Origin of the sequence: Acinetobacter sp. YH12045, from assembly GCF_013419925.1 — a bacterium.
GTDB lineage: Bacteria > Pseudomonadota > Gammaproteobacteria > Pseudomonadales > Moraxellaceae > Acinetobacter > Acinetobacter amyesii.
Map to the genome: position 1 here is coordinate 262639 of NZ_VOZE01000001.1, position 18747 is coordinate 281385.

An 18747-nucleotide genomic window follows, 5' to 3' on the forward strand; every position below is an offset into this window, starting at 1 on the left:
CTAAGCTTTTTATTATTGCCGCCTTGTTTTTCGAGATCAGAACTGGATTGAACTTTGAGTAATTTTCTAACCGAACACCTGATACATCGTGACACTGACTTTATGGTGATCCATAAACCAGCAGGTTTACTCACAGTTCCGGGAAAAACAGCAGATTTACAAGACTGTGTTATCAATCGATTATTAAAAATTGAACCGAATACCTTGCTCATCCATCGTTTGGATCGTGATACTTCAGGTATTTTGGTTTTTGCATTAACCCGTCAAGGGCAAAATCGAATTTCACGCCAGTTCCAAGAACGTCAAACTTCAAAAACATATCAGGCATTGGTTGCGGGTACGCTCGAAGGTGAAGGTACTGTTGATGTACCCGTCGTGTATGACCCAGAACATCCGCCACTGCATATTGCCGATCCTGCACATAATAAGCCTGCACTTACGCATTGGAAAGCCACTGAACATTTTGAGATTCAGGGTCAAGCCGTAACACGTGTAGTGTTAACTCCTATTACCGGTCGATCCCATCAGCTTCGTGTTCATATGCAATATTTAGGTCATCCTATTGTTGGTGATACTTTGTATGCAACACCTGAGCAACAGCAGCTGATGCCGCGCTTATGTTTACATGCTGAGCGCTTGAGTTTTAACCATCCTGAAACAGAGCAAACAGTGGAATTTCACTGTCCTGTACCATTTTAGGAAAATCATTTAAATCCCTAAGAATTCTGCTCACTATTTAGTGGGCTTTATGTCAAAATATATTGCTTTATGGTCTAGATTTTTGCTCAAATAACGTTCACAGTTTGAGCATAATATTTTCAGACCGAACTTGAGAAAAAGGTGGAAAAATTGCAGCAGTTTGCTATTGGTCAACGTTGGTTATCAGATACAGAAACGGAACTGGGTTTAGGTGTTCTTATTGATGTTGATGAGCGATCGGTCAGCATTTTATTCCCGAAAAGTGATGAAACTCGTGTCTATGCCCGTCACAATGCACCTTTATCTCGTATTGTTTTCAATGTAAATGACGAAGTCCAAGACCAAGAAGGTCAAATTTGGATTGTCGAATCTCTTGAAGACCGTGGTGGCGTGGTTCGTTATAACGCGGTACGTAAACTTGCCGATGGCACAGAAGAGCGTAAAGCACTGAATGAAACACGTATTGGTGCAAGTATTCAGTTAGCAAAACCATTAGATCGTTTGCTTGCAAGCCAAGTGGACTATAAAGAATGGTATGACCTGCGTATCGAAGCACTGCTTCTTCAAGCCAATATGAAGTCTAGCCCTCTACGTGGCTTGGTAGGTTCACGTGTGGGTCTCATTCCACACCAACTGTATATTGCGCATGAAGTGGGTAAACGTTTTGCTCCACGTGTATTACTTGCTGATGAAGTGGGTCTAGGTAAAACCATCGAAGCAGGTCTGATTATTCATCAGCAACTCAAAACGGGTCGTTCAGAACGTATCTTGGTCTTAGTACCTGATTCATTGCAATATCAATGGATGATTGAAATGCGTCGTCGTTTCAATCTTGAGTTCTCATTATTTGATCTGACACGTACAGCATCAATTAAAGAACACGATCCAGATCTCAACCCATTCTTAACAGAACAATGCATCATTGCGAGTGTCGATTTGATGATCGACCATGATGACTTGCGTGAACAAGCCCTTGAAGCTGGGTTTGATTTGCTCGTAGTCGATGAAGCTCATCATTTAATGTGGTCAGAAGAAGAAGGCGGCAATGACCGTTATGACCTTGTTGAAGAACTTGCTGAAAAAACGCCGGGTGTCTTGTTATTAACCGCAACGCCTGAACAATTAGGTGTGGAAAGTCACTTTGCGCGTTTACGTCTGCTCGATCCACAACGTTTTAGTTCGCTTGATCGTTTCTTGGATGAAGAAGAGCAGTATCACCAAACAGCTAAAATTGCTGAAGTGCTCATGTCTGATCTACCACTCGAAGAAGGGCATTTGGCAGCGATTGAAAGTCTATTAGGTCATCGAATTACTGACGAGCCAGAACAGCGCTTCCGTGCCATTCACGAATTATTAGACCGTCATGGCACTGGTCGTATTTTATTCCGTAATACTCGTGAAGCGATTCAAGGCTTTCCGGGGCGTGATTGTCAGCCTGCACCATTACCTGCTCCAGAAAACTGGTCTAAAGATGGCAAGCTACGTGAACAAATGTGGCCTGAAGAAGCGCAGCTTGATGGCTCGTGGATGGAAACCGACCCACGTGTGATGTGGTTGATGGAACGTCTGCGTACAGACTTGAAACACAAAAAAGTGTTATTAATTGCACGTAGTGGTCCAGTGGTTGAGTCTTTAGAAAATGTACTTCGTTTGCATGCGGGTATTCGCACAGCGATGTTCCATGAAGGCATGAGCTTATTAGAGCGTGACCAAGCAGCAGCTTACTTTGCTGAAGAGTCATACGGTGCGCAAATTTTACTATGTTCAGAAATTGGTTCTGAAGGTCGTAACTTCCAGTTTGCATCTGACTTAGTTTTGTTTGACTTGCCTGCAAACCCAGATGTACTTGAACAACGTATTGGTCGTTTAGACCGTATTGGTCAAGAAAATCGTATTCAAATTCATGTGCCTTATCTGGTTGGTACTGCTCAAGAGCGTATGTTCCGTTGGTATAACGAAGCATTAAATATTTTCTGTAATATTTCGCCGACTGCGCAAACCTTACAAGAAAACTTCATTGTCAATCTGAAAGATTGTTTGTTGGCAGATAAAGGTCAAGAGTTCGAAGATTTGCTCGAAGCGGTGAGTGTACAACGTGAAGCGCTTGAAGCTGAACTCCAAGAAGGTCGTGACCGTTTACTTGAGTACAACTCTTGCCGTCCAATTGTAGCGCAAGAAATTGTGACTGCACTTGAAGACTACGACGACAATACTACGTTGCCAATGTTTATGAAGCGCTTCATGGCGTCTACAAACATTGATTTTGATGAACAAAGTAACGGTACAGTGATCATCAAGCCAACAGATCAAATGCAAGTTCAGGGTCTGACTTTGGACGAAGAAGGCATGACGGCGACGTTCTATCGTGACCAAGCACAGATTCGTGAAGATGCTCAGTATTTAACACTTGAGCATCCATTCACTGAAAGTGTGATGGAAATGATTAATACACAAAGCTTTGGTAGTACCAACGTTGCTGTATTGAAATCAGCAGCTTTACCACAAGGTTCTGTGTTAATGGAAGTGTGGTTTAAAGTCGATGTGGTTGCACCAAAAGCATTGAATTTGCCGTCAAGTTTGCCACAACAGTTGGTTCGTGTATTACTGAGCGAAAAAGGTCAGGATTTATCGCAAAAAATTGCACCTGAAATTTTACGTCCTTATTTACATCATCTTGATGGCAACAGTTGCCGCCAAGTGGTTAAGGCGCGTCGTGATGTCATTGAACAGCGTTATACGCAAGCGCTGGAAATTGCACGTGGCGCATTACCGGGCTTTAAACAACAAGCCAAAGAAATCTATGGTAGCAAATGGCAGTATGAAATTGACCGTTTGACTTATTTGAAGCAGTTCAACCCAAGTATTCGTGAAGACGAAATTGCACGTTTACAAAAACTGCAAAAAGAAGGTTTAACACTGCTTGATGGTCTGGCGGTTACACCAGAAGCGATTCAAATTATGGTAGTGGTTAAGCCATAAGTTAAGAATCTTAAAAAAGCACCTTAGGGTGCTTTTTTTTATGGCTAAATTTATAGCTGCAAAATCACTCAGTACAGATTTAAGCTCAATCTAAATCTAAATCTAAATCTAAAATATTTTATTTTTTAATTTAAATTGTCGACATCGGCATAAAAAAGTAACTATTTTTCAGCAATTCTACGGCTTGAGTAAAATCTTCATGTTCATCCAACATATAAAATATGCCATCGAGCTTTGTATACTTTGGATGATTTTTTGCTAACTGAATTTGGATTGTACAGCGGTCTGCTTGGCTGCGTGTTGCATAATGAGCAATAAGTAAATCAAAGTTGATGTCATTGCATAGCGGCTGTTTTAAGGCCATGGCACCACAATAAGCATGTATTTCAGGTAATAAGCGTAAGACTGAATCAGCCTCTTTGCTTTCCGCCACGATGAGCTCTGGGTCTGCGGTCTTACACAAGGCGAGTACTTCAGTTAACAGGGTTGAGTCATCTAGTGTATGGTCTAACACGATGACTTTTTGCGGTTGGGTTAAATCAAAGTCATTTATTAAAATCATAAAACCTCCTGAAAAATAGAATGGTTATGCTTTATTTATCTGCGCTATAAAATGAAATGTTGCTACGTTTCGAATCTAAAATTTTCTAAAAATGGTTTTGGATAATGTGTTCAGTCTATGAACGTTCTAAAGTTAATCATGGCGTAGAAAAGCGCCATTTTCTGATTCGAAGCTCAGTTAAATACTGAAATTGTAAAATAGGGTGCTACGCTTCATGCTCATTGCGATACCCAATATACATGCTTTGATTAGTAAAAGAATCGGCATCGCGACATAAGCTGTCGTGATTGATGTCGATTGAATTATGAAAGTGAAATGATTAAATGTATTCGGACATACAGAGATAGCATCATATTCAAATGATTGATCACGAACTGTCTTAATGTCGTTTTTTGATGATTTAGTTAAGTAAAGTTTTGGCTTGGTTAAATTTATACGTCGATGCTAGCGAGTTGTGGGTAGTTCCGTTAAAATGCTTCAAATTTCAGCAGTTCGTTAGAAGAAAATAAAAATATGAAATCCTTAATTACCTTAGGTAGTAAAACGTCACACGGTGGTGTGGTTTCAGAATGTGAACCTTCATTTGTGATTAATGGTATTGCGGTGCATTTAAACGGCATGAAACATTATTGCCCGAAATGTAATTCGACTGTGGCTGCGATCGCGGCAGATCAAAGTACAACGGTAAAGGGGCGAGGTGTTGTGGTTGCTGGAGATAAAACCACTTGTGGCGCAACATTTTTACCGAATCAATCAATGGTCGGTTCACAAAAATAATCTGCAAACTGACTTTGGGGTCATGTAGATAAACTCATTGAGTCCTGTTTAAATCGTATAGATCTCTTTATGATGTGGCATCATCAGTTGATTGGATGAGTTTTAGATGAACAGCGCGATCCATTTTACCCATGCCAATGGTATTCCTGCTGCAAGTTATCGAAAGTTTTTATCCTACTTTGCACCGCAATTTGATGTGAAGGCGATTCCGCTTATTGGTATGGATGAGCGCTATCCGATCACCAAAGATTGGCGATATTTGGTCGATCAAGTCATAACAGATATCGAGCACCAATTTCCAAAACAAAAAGTGATTGGGCTTGGGCATTCTTTTGGCTCTTTAGTCACCCTTATGGCGGCTTATAAACGTCCAGACCTGTTTTCACAACTGATTATTATGGATCCACCTTTCGTAATCGGTCCTAAGTCTGCCATTTTTGAAGGTATGCAAAAATTAAAGCTCAAAGCTGTCGATAAACTTACCCCAGCGGCAATTACATTGAAGCGTAATGACCATTGGCCAAATTTGGATGAAGCCTATACGGCACTACGGAATAATCGTTTATTTAAAAGTTTTGATCCGCAATGTTTTGAGGATTATTTTGCACAAGGTGTTCGCGCTGATGAAAAACGCGGTGGCGTGACCCTCAGCATTCCAAAAGCCGTGGAAGCGCAAATTTTCCGTACAGTACCTGCATGGTGGTGGCGTACTCCACGTAAAGCCCCTCAAATGCCTGTACACCTTATCACCGCAGATAACAGCCATTTTTATAAACAAGGTTTGCCACAAGGCATGAAAAAAACGTATGGTGTTGAGTTCAGTGTGGTTGACGGTGGGCACATGTTCCCTCTGGAGCAGCCGGAAGTAACCGCTCAATGTGTGCAAAAAATAATAAATTTACAGGCTGTAAAAAAAGGAGATTCTTAAGAATCTCCTTTTTTGATGCTTTTTGAGCGTTATTGGCAAGTGAGGGTAACCGGCTCATCGACCTTTGTATCGGGACCCAAGGTAAATTCACTTTTACAGACTTTATCCGCAGTTTGAACTTCTAAACTGTAATCTCTAGGCATCAAGTCATAGAATGTAACGAGACTGTTGCTGGCAATCGGGTATTTCGCATTTGGAATGCCTAAAATACGGACCACGCTGCCGCTGGCTAAAGCCTGCTGATTTGCATCAATAAACCTGAAAGTTACATCTCTGCTTTGATGATTGCTAATTGGAAAATCAACGATGTAGCCGCGCTGATTCATTGGCATAAAGGTATGGAATGTTTCGGCAATATTGGCATCAATGCCGACTTGGCTTTCATCAAAGGCAATGCTGTTTTTGGTATAGCCTGCTAAGTTGTAGCTGAAAATTTCTCCATTTTTATCGGTTTTTCCTATATATGAGCCATTGCTGTACACATCAATGTTTGGCGTATTTTTTAAGCGGACGAGCGAAAAACTGTTGTTGATATATTTGCTTAGGTCAAAGCGATTGCCCAGCCAAACGAGTGACCCCATATAGCTTGCGGTGTAATATTTTTGATCATCTGTTTGCAAATATTGCACATTCAAGTCGCCGGCATTGGTTTTAAAGCGTGTACTGAGATTGCCGGAATATACATCATGTGAGCGGCTTGCGCCGACCGTGTAGTCGAAACCAGTGTTTTCATAAGAATACTTGTTGAACTGCAGGCTGGTCTCGTCATCATCATGCTGTGAGAGGGTGACAGAATGCTTGCGGTCATCAAAGTTATAGCTCAGCATCAAGTCAACACTGGCGCGGTCGCCGCTTTCAGCATCATAGGAGATGCCTAAACTGCCAAAAAGCCCTTTTGCGAGGGATTGGCTGGTTCTTAAGTTGAAAATCCGCTGATCCTGCCGGTCAGTGCCTTCGCGGTATTTTCTTTCAACATAGCTTAATGATAAGTTGTTAATGAATGGGATTTGATTTCTGGATAAATAGATTTGGCTTTCCTGCTTAGGCAGGTAACTGGCTGTATAGTCATCTAAACCCAGCATACGGAATTCTGGGCTGTAATACTGAGCGCGCAAGCCAATACTGTACGATTGCGTATCACGCTTAAATTCAGTATTGACGGTATAGCCTTCTAAACCGAGGTCATCTGCATGGCTATAGGAAGAATTCACTTCCAGCAAGCCAAGCTTATACAGATACTGACTCCATAACAGCCCGGCGCTTTCCAGTTTTTTGCTGTAGTCAGCAACAGCGCCCAATGTTGTGGATGAACTGATGCCTCTGCGGATATAGGCGCTTCCGAACCAGTCGCGGTAATCATTGTCATCATAGGCATAGTTATAGCGGAGCTTGCCGGCGGAAATATTATAATCCGTCAATCCGGGGCGCAGCAGGCGCTGATTGACAAAGATCGGTATGCTTTTGACCGTTGTATTGCCTAAAACATCCTTTACGACAATTTCAGCATTGCCAAGGCCATTAAAGCCAAGATTGCTGTCTATATTGAACTGGCCTGGATTGACTTTGGCGTTATAGGCTTGCGTGCCATTAATAATTAAATCGACGCTGGATTGAGTCAGCGCGCTGCCTTCAATCGAGGGGGTGTTCCAATAGATATAATTCGGGCGGCTGGTAAAGTTGGTGCCAAAGCTGAATCCGCCAAAATAGAAGGACTGGTTTAAGCCGGTATAGGTGCTGATATTATCGCCCAGTTTTAAACTGCTCATCTGTTTTGGAAACTCAAAACTCAATGAGGTATTTAAACGGCTGCTGTTCTGGACATTAGCCTGCTCATGATTATAGTTTTTCCGGAAAACATGGCTGCTGTTGAAAAGTATATTTTTCCAGAAGAGATTTAAATCTGTAGAGGCATTTGCCTGCTTATTAAAATCCCCATCTTGAAAATAGAGATTGTAGTTTACAAAACCGCCTAAATTGGGCAGATCTGGCAGGTATGGCTGCTGAGATGACAGCTTTTGCGCCAGCATATATTGCGCAGGAATGCTGAGCTTGAATAGTTGATGCTGTTCATCCATTTGACTGCTGATATCCGGGCGGTCAATTAAACAATATTGCAGATTGTCTTTATTTAAATGGGTAAACTTGGATATATCGACAAATCCGCCCTTTAAAAGGCTGCATTCGATATAGGTCTGGCCGTTTTCCCTTAAGATAAATGCATCCTGCTTCAAGTCTACACCATTAATCCAAAGCCCCAAAATTGCATTTTCTGAATTTGGGCTGCTTACAGGCGGCTTTGCTGTGGATGCAGGCGAAACGTCCTGCGCTTGCGTATGTTCTAACTGAATGCAGCACAGCAGCAGGATCAGCACAGACGGGGATTTGCGGATCTTGCATAATTTTCTTATCAGCATTGTCATTACTCCGACACATCAAATTGCAGTGTTTTAGAGTCTGCTGTTTGAACAATAAGTTTAAGGTTTGAATCAGGCTTAACAGCCAGTGTATTTAAATCAAATGCAACTTGTTTATGCGGCAAAACATACTTCAGTTCTTGGGAATTAAAAATTTCTTTTCCCGCAGCATTCTGCAGTTTGAAACCCGTGATTTGAAAATGGGCGGTACCTGAATTTTTTGCCAGCAGCACAGGCTGATTTTTATTGTTTTTCGCCAGCTGAAAAGACATCTCAGGCTTAAAGTTCGTACCGGCAAATAACGGGACATTAAAACTATAGGCATATTTTAATCCCTTTGCTGTTTCAGCATTAGGCAGAGGGCTGAAGATGATTCGCCAAGCTTCTTCTTCTTGTAACTGCATGGATGCAATAGGTTGTTTAAAACCCATGCGAATAATACGTTTAGTATTGGGTTCAATCATAAAAGAAAGCGGATTGACAGCTAAACTTGAATCAGGGGTTAAAATATCATGTCCTTGTTCATCCTGTGTCCAACGAAAAACATTGACTTCATAGTTTTTCGCCAGTTCTTCATTGGAAGAAATAATGTTCATGGTGATTGTGCGCTGTCCATTCTCACCAGTGATAAAATGTTTGATGGGATAAATAGAAAGTTCAGCATATGCAGGGAAACTGCATACCCCCATTGAAGCAACAAGCAGGCAAGATATTTTGTTCAAGATAGCAGGCATTAATTATTTTTTCCCTAAATAATTTAGACTCAAAGCTGTACAAAGCAGGAGCGGTTTTCTGGCGTATAAATAACGTGTAGGTGAATGTATAAATGGAATTCCACTATGTGACTGTTAAATGGATTAAATAACTAGTTTCAAAAATTTTATTGAGTCATAAATTCAGACGTTGAATTGAAAACCGGCATGATTAAATACAGGTTGATTCGTTAAGATATTTAGAAGCGGTCACATGGTTTAAACAGCAGTTAAGAAACATAAAATGAATTTATGTTTCTTAATCAGATAAATTAATAGGCGATTTGAATGGTGACTTCATCTGTGTAATCGCCGGCCGGTAAGGTTGATACCATACCCGTTACGATTGGAGATGATGCAGATAATGTATACGTTTTAGGAGTTGCTATTGGAGTAGAAGGAACCACTAAACCAGCTGCATCATTCACAGGGACTGGTAATCCTAGAGCTGAAAAATTAATATTATAAGGGATTTGAGGGAGTGCTAAACTGCCTGAACTATTCTGAAGCACTGACATATTCAATTGACCAGATGAAGCATTTTTTGCTTTCGCTGAAATGGTATAGTCAACATTACAAGTAACATCGAATGTTTCGTTTACAGTTGTACCATCAACCGGTATAGACTTTGAAATTGTGGTACCTGCTTTAGAAAGCGTACATGCCGTAGGTACTGTGAGTGTATAATTTACTGTGACACTCTGACTAGCTGCATGTGCAGTTAAAGCCCCTGAGCTTAACAACAAAATGCTGGATAGTTTTAGTAATGAATTCATGTTTTAAATCTCCCGATGAAAAAATTGCATTTTTATAGCGAATAAAAAAAATATATTTATAGAATGTTAAATATATGATTAAGTTTAAATTTGAATGGTTTTTTGGGAATAACTAAATTTAGGTATTTTGAATTCATTCGACGCATTGTTGGATCAGCAGCCTAATGGATAAAACCTAATAATCCGAAAATTTAATATTGAATGACGCAGCGCTACCATTCAGCCGCGGAGAAAGTGAGGCTGGCTCTGTAAGTGCCGACTGGGTATTTGGCTAAATCTTTATACTGTGAAGAGTCTAGCTCGGCATACATGGTCATATTTTTGATTTGGCTTGAGCTGTTGATGTAGTTGTTGAAATCTGCATAAGCATTTGCGGCAGTCATTGATGCACCTACGACAGGGTAGTTGCCATCCCATTCTCCTCCGATTCTGGAAAAGAAGCTGACCTGAATATAAACATCGGGTTTGCCGTCTAGACGGAAGACTGAATTATTGCCTGCGGGATTAGACCATTGAAAAGAAGGGCGCACTCGAATTTTACAATTTTTAAAATTTGCAGATACGCGCCCAGCTTGAGCGTAATTTAAATTAACATTTGTGACGGGCGCCGTAACGGTGCAGTTGTCGGCATAGCTGTTCAATGTAAACGTGCAGCTGAGTATTACGCTTAAAAAAGCTAAATTTTTAATTTTGAGCATGAGCAGTCAGCTTTAATTTATTTCATAGTAAGTGAAACTATGCTGCTGCAATGCAGTTTTAGCGATACCTAAATTTAGGTATTGTTGAATAAAAAGCCCTACTTATCACGTTAAATAATAATTTTTAAAACAATTTAAGAAGTTACTTTTGGAATTTATGTTTAATCAATCGGTTTGCTCTATTTGTGGTATTTCATTTGAAATGAGTCATTTGAAATTTAAAGTGTGTCTATTGAAGAAGAATTCATTGCAAGATTACGTATGGTTGAGTATTTATAATGCAACTTATGTCACACAAAAATCATAATAGGTTGAATTCATTAGTTTAATATATTCAATATACCCAATTCTAGGGATATAAATCAGAAGCTCTAAAGAAAATAATTAAATAAATTTTAATTATTGGTCAAAAATGAATTTTGAGCCTCCCTTACTAAAACCAATGTTGGTATTAGAAGATGATCCTATTCATCAGCTTAGAATTTTCAATATTTTGGAAAGTTTTGGTTATGAAAAAAATGATATTTTATTCTCACAAACAATAGAATTTGCTAAAAATATTTGTGTTTCAAAGCCTGTCAAATTCATGATGGTGGATTTAAATTTGCCAGATGGCTCTGGTATAGACTTTATCCAAAATATACGGCAGAAAAATGAAAGCAATATCCCAATTATGGTCCTTTCCTCATGGAATACACTTGAGGTGATTTATAATGCATTGAATGTTGGTGCAACAGGCTATGTGCTCAAAGAAAAAGATGATTTTGAGCTAATGTTTGCCATTCGAACAATGTTAAAAGGTGAAGCAATTATCGATCCGACAATTGCAAAGAAGATACTTACAAAATTTGGTCATCTTTTACATGAAAAATCACAAGATTATTGCAAAGAGCATGCTGAGATGTCTCAACGGCAAATTGAAATATTAAATTGTGTGGCTAATGGTATGACTAGTCGTGAAATAGGCGATGAACTAAATATTTCAAAGTATACTGTTGGTGTACATATTAAAAATATTTATCAAAAACTTGAAGTAAATTCTCGGACTAAAGCAATTAACGCAGCTAAGAAAATGGGCATTATTTAACTCAGTCCGATCATTTTGAAAATTTTGAAGCTAACGAATCTGTGCTTCGTCTAGATGGCGAGCACCTTCTAAGATCATGCGAATCATAATCATGGTTTGTTCGGCAACTTCTTTGCGTTGTTCTGTCGGTAGATCAATGACTTTCGCACCCATGTTAAACACCAATTGGGTAATACCACGTGCCACGATGTCAGGATGAGCCAACTTGCTTTGATTTAAACGTTCTAGGACGATTAAATCTTCTCTTAATTCTTGTTGGAAATAGTTAAGTTGACGCTCAACTGCATTTTTATAGGAATGCGAACCAGTATAGCCTTCACGAAGTAAAAGGCTTAAGTTGCCTTCATCGGCATCTAGCTGCTGAATAAATACTTCAACTGAACTACGAATAATACTGCTTTGGCGTGATGCCTGAAGGCGTGCTTCATGCAAAATTTGACGTAACACACCACCAGCTCGATCAATCAACTCAATGGCTAATTCATCAATATCTTTGAAGTGACGATAAAAACTATTTGGAGCAATGCCAGCTTCACGTGCAACTTCACGCAAACTCAGTGATGAAATACTTTTTTGTGGACCAATTAAATTAAGCGCTGCCTGAAACAGTTCTTCCTTGGTAATCGTTGCTTTACGACCTACAGTGCGAACTGCAAGTGGAGTTTCAGCTTCAGAATGTAATTCTTCCTGGTACATGTTAACCATATTCGTCTGTGCAGACTGAGTCATATTTTTTAATAGATTAAAAACATTAACATATTATAGCGTCTGCTAATAGCTTTTGTGAAAATGTCGATTAAATGCACAAGCGTATATACAAATATATATACATGTGTATAATAATTAAAAACCTCCCATGAGTTGTATTTGATTATGCATGTACTCGAAAAAGCGAAAAAGCCTTTAAACGCACTTAAAGACAGTGTTGTAGACGTCAATACGGTAAATTTCTGGTTGCAGAAATTTAATCCGTTATGGTCTGGTAATCAGGCTCTCGGCAAAATTGTACAAAAAGAAAATGCAGCAAATGAGATGGTCAGCCTAACCATACAGGTGAACCGTTTATTTAAAATTGGCGAAGCTGGTCAGCATCATCCTGTTTTTGCTCGCGTAAATGGTATCCGTTACGAACGTACTTATAGTTTGACTCAGTTAGATGATCAACACGTATTGCTTAGTGTAAAAAAAGTGAATACGGGTATTGTGAGTACTTGGCTCGTAGAACAAGCGCAAGTGGGTGATATCTTAGAATTTGGTCAGCCTTTTGGTGATATGACCTTGGTGTCAAATTCTACACCGTTGCTACTATTGGCTGCGGGTAGTGGTATTACGCCTATGTTGAGTTTATTGAAAGCGATGAGCAAAACCAAGCAAATTGCGGAGCAACCAATTCAGTTAATGTACTGGGTTAAGTATCACGATGATGCCGCATTCAAATTACGCTTCGAAGCTTTGGCAAATCAATATCCAAACTTTAAATTTCAAATTTTCTTTACCCAAGAAGATGTTGCCGATCCACGATTAAATGCCGCTCACGCTGCTCAAATTGACGACATTGAGCACAGTACTGTGTTTGCATGTGGTCCATCGGGTTTCGTCACTCAGGCCGAAGCGTTATTTGATCATGCACAGTGCTTTATGAGTGAAGCATTTAGCATGAGTCCAATCGCAACGGATGATATTGGCTTTGTGAATGTCACGCTTACGCAATCCAATAAAACCGTCAGTATTCCAAAAGGCCAATCAATTCTAGCAAGTCTTGAGCAGCAAAATATCAAACCTAATCACGGTTGCCGTATGGGCATTTGTAATAAATGTGCCTGTAACAAAGTAGAAGGTTCGACTAAAAATATGGTCAATGGTAGCCAAAATACAGAGCCGGGTAATTTACTCAAAATTTGTGTGAACTCAGCACAGTCAGATCTTGTTATTGATTTATAAGGTAGAAAAAATATGAACATGCCTGTAAAAATTGAATATTTTAAAAATCCAAAAAACCGTGAGTTAACCCAATCGCAGTTAAACGAACTTGCTCGTGAGCTTGATGCCATTAAGCAAGAAGTTTTAGATGACTTAGGTGAAAAAGACGCGAAATACATTCGCCGAGTGTATTCGACAGTTCGTTATTCATCTATGGCAGGTCGTGCTTTATTGTTTGCAGGTTGGTTCCCACCAGCGTGGATTATAGGCACAGGTCTTTTAGGTTTTGCCAAAATCATGGAAAACATGGAATTGGGTCATAATGTCATGCATGGTCAATATGACTGGATGAATGACCCTAAATTCAATGGTCAGACCTATGAATGGGATATCGTGGGGACAGCAGATAACTGGCGCCAAACACATAATTTTAAACATCATACCTATACCAATATTAAAGGCATGGATGATGATATTGGTTATGGTCTAGTCCGTTTGTTCCCAGAACAGCGTTGGAAGCCGGGCTATCTATTACAACCGATTTATAGCATTCCATTTTGCTTATTGTTCCAATGGGGTGTTGCCATTCAAAACCTTGAATTGGGTAAATACTTTAAAGGTCGCAAAACAAAACAGCAGACCAAAGAAGAATGGAAGCCAATGCAAGCCAAAATCGGCAAGCAATTATTTAAAGACTATGTGTTCTTCCCGCTTATTGCAGGGCCTGCAGCATTACCGGTGCTTACAGGGAACCTAGTGGCAAATGGTCTTCGTAATATTTGGACGTTTAGTATTATTTTCTGTGGTCACTTTACCAAAGATGTTGAAGTTTTCCCGAAAAAAGTACTTGAAAATGAAAGTCGTGGACATTGGTACATGCGCCAAATTCGTGGTTCTTCAAACCTTACCGGTTCAGAAGCATTTCATATTTTGACAGGGCATTTAAGCCATCAGATCGAACACCATTTATACCCAGATGTTCCTGCGCGTCGTTATCGTAAAATGGCGCCAAAAGTACAGGCCGTATGTGAAAAATATGGTTTGAACTATAACAACGCAAGTTTAGTGAAACAGTACGGCAGTGTACTAAAACGTATTGTGAAATATGCGTTTCCATTTAAAAAGTAATAAAAGCTGCACTTGAGTTACTGGATCAAAAAAGCCATGCATTTGCATGGCTTTTTTATATTAACTTTGGGGGAAATATTTACTTCACTTTTTGATATGTAAATTGAGGATCTTAATCAAATTCATATAATTTCCTTTTTTAGCTATACGAATGACCAATTCAATTTCTTCTTTCGTCCACATCTGGCGAGTGGCTGAGAAGGCAAATTGAGCAAGGAGAACAAATGGATTTTCGCCAAATTTAATATGGAGGCCTTTGACATATTTCGGTGGATTGAATTGATTCATATTCTTTTCCCGCTTTTAATATTTGACCGCATTATTTCTAATTAATGAGAAAAATAGCACACTATAAAGTCAAAATAAAAGCAGAATTTTCAAAATTTAATCATATATTAGAGCGACTTAAATTTAAGTTTGTGATTGTTAACTTTGATTAATAAACCAAACTAAATCACTCGACTTTAGTCGAGTTCAGGTAGGCGTTTATCCTTTCCATTCATGAAATGGTGGGTGGCCAATTCAAACATGGCGAGGTCTTCATCGCTATTTCCATAGGCATAAACATGCTCATAGTCTTGAAGGTTAAATTGCTCCAAAACTCGAATTTTCTTTTGCTCACCACTACAGTCTAAGGTTTCATACAAACCAGTCAGTATTTGGTCATTGGCTGCTGTTTCGGTACAAATCAGTTTGACCCCGAGCTTTTTGGCCACAGGTTTAAGATATAAATCGACGGATGCAGAAACCAATACGACTTCATGACCGCGTTTTTGGTGTTGCTGTAATTGTTCATACAGTGAAGGATTGAGTTCTGCCATCAAATGTTCAGCATATTGCGCTGCTTGATTTAAAATGTGCTCATGATTGGCTTGGCTAAACATTGCGGCATATAGGCGAGGACGCATTGCATGTGCAGGATATAGCTTGAGATAATAGCCTTGAATCCAAGGGAGAATTTTAATCCCTTGGCGCACGATATGCCTTTTAGGCAGGGAATAGAAGATGAACCCTGTAAAACTGTCTTTATTACACAGGGTTCCGTCAAAATCAAATAAGGCTAAAGTTTTAGGTTTTTGATGCGGCGCATGCATGTTTGATAACGTCCATCGACTCGTGTGGCAAACCAATTGGTATTGTAATCACGGCTTAATTTCGGCCCAGAAATTACGACTTCAGGCATCATGGCATAAAACGGTTCTTTACCAGTCTTTGCTTGGTACAACTTTTTGACCGCTTTATACGTCAAAGTATCTTCGAAGTCCTGATCTTTTTCTTTTTTAAGATCTGAACGAATTTGACGTGGAGTCGCAATCACATTGTTTTCTGCAAAAACGGCAATCAGCGCGGTTTCCGATTGGCTTTTAGCTGAACGTGGAGAACCATCTTTATTATAAAGTAAGAGGTCACCATCTAAACCGAGCTCAGCAGGGGTTAAGTCATTCAACATGCTTTGGAATGCCGCATTACGACTCGAATAACGACCCGAGTTATAATCTGCAAAACGATAAATCGGTTTGTCATATTCAGCCGGATACATCATTAAACGGTGGATGCCATAATACAAACCGCCATATTGGCTATACATGTCAGTACGTAGAGCAGCAATATTTCCACCTTGGCGTTTGTGGTCTTTGGCATAGCCTATATGGACTTGCATCGAACCCAAAGTAGTAATGGGGTTGAGCTTTTCACCAATATCTTGTCCAACCAGTTTCGCCGCGCCTGTTAACGCACTCACGTGATAGTGTTTAGACATATAGTCAAAAATTTCACGATATAGCTCGTCTAGCTCACGTTCAGTTTGAACACGGCGCATTTGGCTGAGATAGTTATCTTCTGGACTCGGTTGATTTTTTAATACATCTTGGAAATAGCCAGCGACTGTACCACCGATGCCATCACCCAATTTATCTTTAAACTTTTCTTCAAGACGATCTTGAACTTCTTTAACGGCTTTTTCACCGAGCCCCGGCACATGCGGATCAGCAACAAAATTGGACTCTTGATCGACCACAGCAACAATCGTACAGACATTTTCTTTCGTGGTTGGAATACCGAGCTGATCACTAATGTCGTAGATATCATTGGCCCATGACAGACGTTCATTCACGCGAGGTGGAATGGCTTTTTTAATCTGTTCCGCTTCCATAGTGGGTTCATCTTTGCTCCACCATGAACCATTACCACAAGCAGCCAAGCCAATGGATAAAGCCAGTACAGAAAGGGATTTAAAGCATAATGTGGTCGAAAAAGTTTTGTTCATATTTTCCAATAAACTCAGCCATATGGGGGCGACAAAGCAGGAGCAGTATACTATGCAAAATACATAAGTAATGAATAAATATGTATATGCCTCATAGGGGACTGTCAATCTATTTATGGAGATCTACGCGTGTAAAAACAAGCAGTTCTGTCAGGATGATTGGAAAAAGAATGCTTTTTGAGCTAAATAGATGAATATTCCAATATCATTTTCAACAGATTATAAAAAATGAAGGTATATACTAGCTGAAATCCATAATTTTTTAAGGGGATTGTTATGCCTGCTAAATTTTTCAGTCGTTTCTTAGGTTTGATTGCGTTAGTTATGGTATTGGGGGCAATCGTTATAAACTTTGTTGTGGCTAAACCAATAGTGGAATATTGGATCTTACTCTTACTAACTTGTTTTGCAGTTCCAATTTTAACCTCAGTGATGATCACAAAGGATGAAAATCTTTAACGTCATTGCACAGTGAATCAATATTTCAATCTATATAAATGAAGAATAAACAGTCTTTGCATAAAGCTCACCTAGGGTGGGCTTTTTTGTGAATTAGCCAAAAGTCTTTTATACTATGCAAATGAGAAGGTCAAAACGTCAGCAAAAATTAACAGCTTCAAAAGTTATTTGGTCAACTGAACAAGATGCCGAGTTGATCGAACATGCAGACTTAGCAATGCCTGAGTTAATCCAGCGCTTGGGATTTTGTGAAGAAGATATTTTGCAAAGAAAAGAAATATTAGGTTTAAACCGGCGGGCACGACAAATTCAACGTTTATATTTTAAATAACAGATGTCAAAGTGATTGTATACTGTGACAAACATAAAATTTCTGTGAATTTAAAAACCCACAAACTGTTGGCTTTTAAATTTTTGCTCAATTATTTTGCAACAGCTTCAGAAGCAGGAGCCGCTTCAGTTGCGTCTTGAGCAACTTCAGTTGTTTGAGCTTCAGATGCAGCAGCTTCAACTTTTTGTTCTTCCGCAGCAAATGTAGTTGCAGTAGCAGCAGAGATAAGTGCAGCAAAAAGTGCTTTATTTAAAGTTTTCATGATTCAATCTTCAGTCTATTTTTGGAAAAAACAACTTAATGTATTAATCATGATAAAAGTGTAATTAAAATGGGTTGTTATGTGGCTAGATTGTGAACTTTAACGAAAAATTTATCACAATAAATCAATGGCTTGAAATCCATCACAAAATAATATGTGTCATTCAAATATCGTTTAATATTTTAAAGACTTTAAAAAAAGAAAAACCCGAATAAATCGGGAAGTGTATTTTACGTTGTTATTACAGCGAAACTTACACACTTTTCGCTTAATAACAATTTATCGCACAATTATGACGCCATGATGAAACGGAGGTTATTCAGCAGGGCATTCAATTTTGAGTTTTTCTTTGTAATAGTCCTGTGCAATCTTCAAATCATTCAACATTTTATCTTGAGTATAGTCTTGGGCTGCGAGTTTGAGCATGGCAGGCATGTAGTTAGTTTTATATTCATGAGGGTAGTCATGACATAAGACTTGTGTTTTTTCCTTGATAGATGTGCTTGGGGCATCTAAAACATCAAGGTATTGACTGATTTGCGCATCTGACTGCTCAAATTGTTGAGTCGCTTGTTCCGTTGTTAAATCAGCGTTTTGGCTTTCAGCTGCAGCCACCTCGTCATTGGGTTGTTGGCAGGCAGTCAGAAAAGTAGCGAAAAATATAAAAGAGAGAATTTTCAATTTTTTCATAAAGTTCAACTCACTGATG

At 39.3% G+C, this 18747-nt stretch carries 20 protein-coding genes; 9 read left to right on the top strand and 11 right to left on the bottom strand.

Annotated elements, in window-relative coordinates; all coding sequences use genetic code 11:
• Positions 1 to 54 precede the first annotated feature (54 nt).
• Together FTU02_RS01410 and rapA are read left to right on the top strand one after the other, a co-directional pair.
• On the top strand, positions 55 to 699 hold the full coding sequence (locus tag FTU02_RS01410) for an RluA family pseudouridine synthase (protein ID WP_078188821.1): 645 nt from the start codon (positions 55 to 57) through the stop codon (positions 697 to 699).
• 141 nt (positions 700 to 840) lie between these two features.
• Positions 841 to 3678 carry an RNA polymerase-associated protein RapA gene (gene rapA / locus FTU02_RS01415; protein WP_078188819.1) on the top strand — a complete coding sequence of 946 codons (2838 nt, stop codon included), beginning with the start codon at positions 841 to 843 and terminating at the stop codon, positions 3676 to 3678.
• A 130-nt stretch (positions 3679 to 3808) separates the two neighbouring features.
• Here rapA and FTU02_RS01420 read toward each other — a convergent pair whose 3' ends face one another.
• A complete protein-coding gene (locus tag FTU02_RS01420) occupies positions 3809 to 4240 on the bottom strand; it encodes a hypothetical protein (protein WP_180155414.1) in 432 nt (143 codons plus the stop codon).
• Positions 4241 to 4753: 513 nt separating this feature from the next.
• Here FTU02_RS01420 and FTU02_RS01425 point away from each other — a divergent pair.
• Entirely contained in the window at positions 4754 to 5017 is a 264-nt protein-coding gene (locus tag FTU02_RS01425) for a PAAR domain-containing protein (protein WP_078193592.1), read from the top strand.
• A gap of 106 nt (positions 5018 to 5123) precedes the next feature.
• Positions 5124 to 5945: an alpha/beta fold hydrolase gene (locus tag FTU02_RS01430; protein ID WP_180155416.1), complete on the top strand. Its 822-nt coding sequence runs from the start codon at positions 5124 to 5126 to the stop codon at positions 5943 to 5945.
• Between the two features lie 29 nt (positions 5946 to 5974).
• Here the strand turns inward: FTU02_RS01430 and FTU02_RS01435 are convergent, their stop codons facing one another.
• From FTU02_RS01435 to FTU02_RS01450, 4 genes are all read right to left on the bottom strand, one after another.
• Positions 5975 to 8359 (bottom strand): fimbria/pilus outer membrane usher protein, encoded by a 2385-nt coding sequence (locus tag FTU02_RS01435; protein WP_257232734.1) that lies wholly within the window; start codon positions 8357 to 8359, stop codon positions 5975 to 5977.
• 5 nt (positions 8360 to 8364) lie between these two features.
• The gene (locus FTU02_RS01440) at positions 8365 to 9093 is read right to left on the bottom strand and encodes a molecular chaperone (RefSeq protein ID WP_180064248.1); all 729 of its coding nucleotides are present in this window, start codon (positions 9091 to 9093) and stop codon (positions 8365 to 8367) included.
• 290 nt (positions 9094 to 9383) lie between these two features.
• Positions 9384 to 9887: a spore coat protein U domain-containing protein gene (locus tag FTU02_RS01445; RefSeq protein WP_180155420.1), complete on the bottom strand. Its 504-nt coding sequence runs from the start codon at positions 9885 to 9887 to the stop codon at positions 9384 to 9386.
• A 212-nt stretch (positions 9888 to 10099) separates the two neighbouring features.
• Positions 10100 to 10417 (bottom strand): hypothetical protein, encoded by a 318-nt coding sequence (locus FTU02_RS01450; RefSeq protein ID WP_257232735.1) that lies wholly within the window; start codon positions 10415 to 10417, stop codon positions 10100 to 10102.
• Between the two features lie 580 nt (positions 10418 to 10997).
• Between FTU02_RS01450 and FTU02_RS01455 the strand changes: the two genes are divergently transcribed.
• Entirely contained in the window at positions 10998 to 11672 is a 675-nt protein-coding gene (locus FTU02_RS01455; protein WP_180155424.1) for a response regulator transcription factor, read from the top strand.
• Between the two features lie 30 nt (positions 11673 to 11702).
• On the opposite strand, the gene fabR is transcribed toward FTU02_RS01455, so the two are convergent.
• Positions 11703 to 12377, bottom strand: coding sequence for an HTH-type transcriptional repressor FabR (gene fabR, locus FTU02_RS01460; RefSeq protein WP_372491111.1), 675 nt, complete (start codon positions 12375 to 12377; stop codon positions 11703 to 11705).
• 168 nt (positions 12378 to 12545) lie between these two features.
• Between fabR and FTU02_RS01465 the strand changes: the two genes are divergently transcribed.
• Together FTU02_RS01465 and FTU02_RS01470 are read left to right on the top strand one after the other, a co-directional pair.
• A complete protein-coding gene (locus FTU02_RS01465) occupies positions 12546 to 13613 on the top strand; it encodes a ferredoxin reductase (protein WP_180155426.1) in 1068 nt (355 codons plus the stop codon).
• A 12-nt stretch (positions 13614 to 13625) separates the two neighbouring features.
• Entirely contained in the window at positions 13626 to 14720 is a 1095-nt protein-coding gene (locus tag FTU02_RS01470) for an acyl-CoA desaturase (protein ID WP_180155427.1), read from the top strand.
• An 84-nt stretch (positions 14721 to 14804) separates the two neighbouring features.
• Here FTU02_RS01470 and FTU02_RS01475 read toward each other — a convergent pair whose 3' ends face one another.
• From FTU02_RS01475 to FTU02_RS01485, 3 genes are all read right to left on the bottom strand, one after another.
• Entirely contained in the window at positions 14805 to 15008 is a 204-nt protein-coding gene (locus FTU02_RS01475) for a hypothetical protein (RefSeq protein ID WP_180155429.1), read from the bottom strand.
• Positions 15009 to 15184: 176 nt separating this feature from the next.
• On the bottom strand, positions 15185 to 15814 hold the full coding sequence (locus tag FTU02_RS01480; protein ID WP_180155431.1) for an HAD-IB family hydrolase: 630 nt from the start codon (positions 15812 to 15814) through the stop codon (positions 15185 to 15187).
• Positions 15781 to 16986: a DUF1615 domain-containing protein gene (locus FTU02_RS01485; protein ID WP_180155433.1), complete on the bottom strand. Its 1206-nt coding sequence runs from the start codon at positions 16984 to 16986 to the stop codon at positions 15781 to 15783. The genes FTU02_RS01480 and FTU02_RS01485 overlap by 34 nt, the downstream gene beginning before the upstream one ends.
• A gap of 276 nt (positions 16987 to 17262) precedes the next feature.
• Between FTU02_RS01485 and FTU02_RS01490 the strand changes: the two genes are divergently transcribed.
• Both FTU02_RS01490 and FTU02_RS01495 read left to right on the top strand, forming a co-directional pair.
• Positions 17263 to 17445: a hypothetical protein gene (locus tag FTU02_RS01490; protein WP_180155435.1), complete on the top strand. Its 183-nt coding sequence runs from the start codon at positions 17263 to 17265 to the stop codon at positions 17443 to 17445.
• Positions 17446 to 17560: 115 nt separating this feature from the next.
• Positions 17561 to 17776 (top strand): acyl-CoA thioesterase, encoded by a 216-nt coding sequence (locus FTU02_RS01495; RefSeq protein ID WP_249748744.1) that lies wholly within the window; start codon positions 17561 to 17563, stop codon positions 17774 to 17776.
• Positions 17777 to 17867: 91 nt separating this feature from the next.
• Here FTU02_RS01495 and FTU02_RS01500 read toward each other — a convergent pair whose 3' ends face one another.
• Both FTU02_RS01500 and FTU02_RS01505 read right to left on the bottom strand, forming a co-directional pair.
• Entirely contained in the window at positions 17868 to 18038 is a 171-nt protein-coding gene (locus FTU02_RS01500; protein ID WP_168377461.1) for a hypothetical protein, read from the bottom strand.
• Between the two features lie 315 nt (positions 18039 to 18353).
• Positions 18354 to 18728: a hypothetical protein gene (locus tag FTU02_RS01505; RefSeq protein WP_180074098.1), complete on the bottom strand. Its 375-nt coding sequence runs from the start codon at positions 18726 to 18728 to the stop codon at positions 18354 to 18356.
• Positions 18729 to 18747 lie beyond the last annotated feature (19 nt).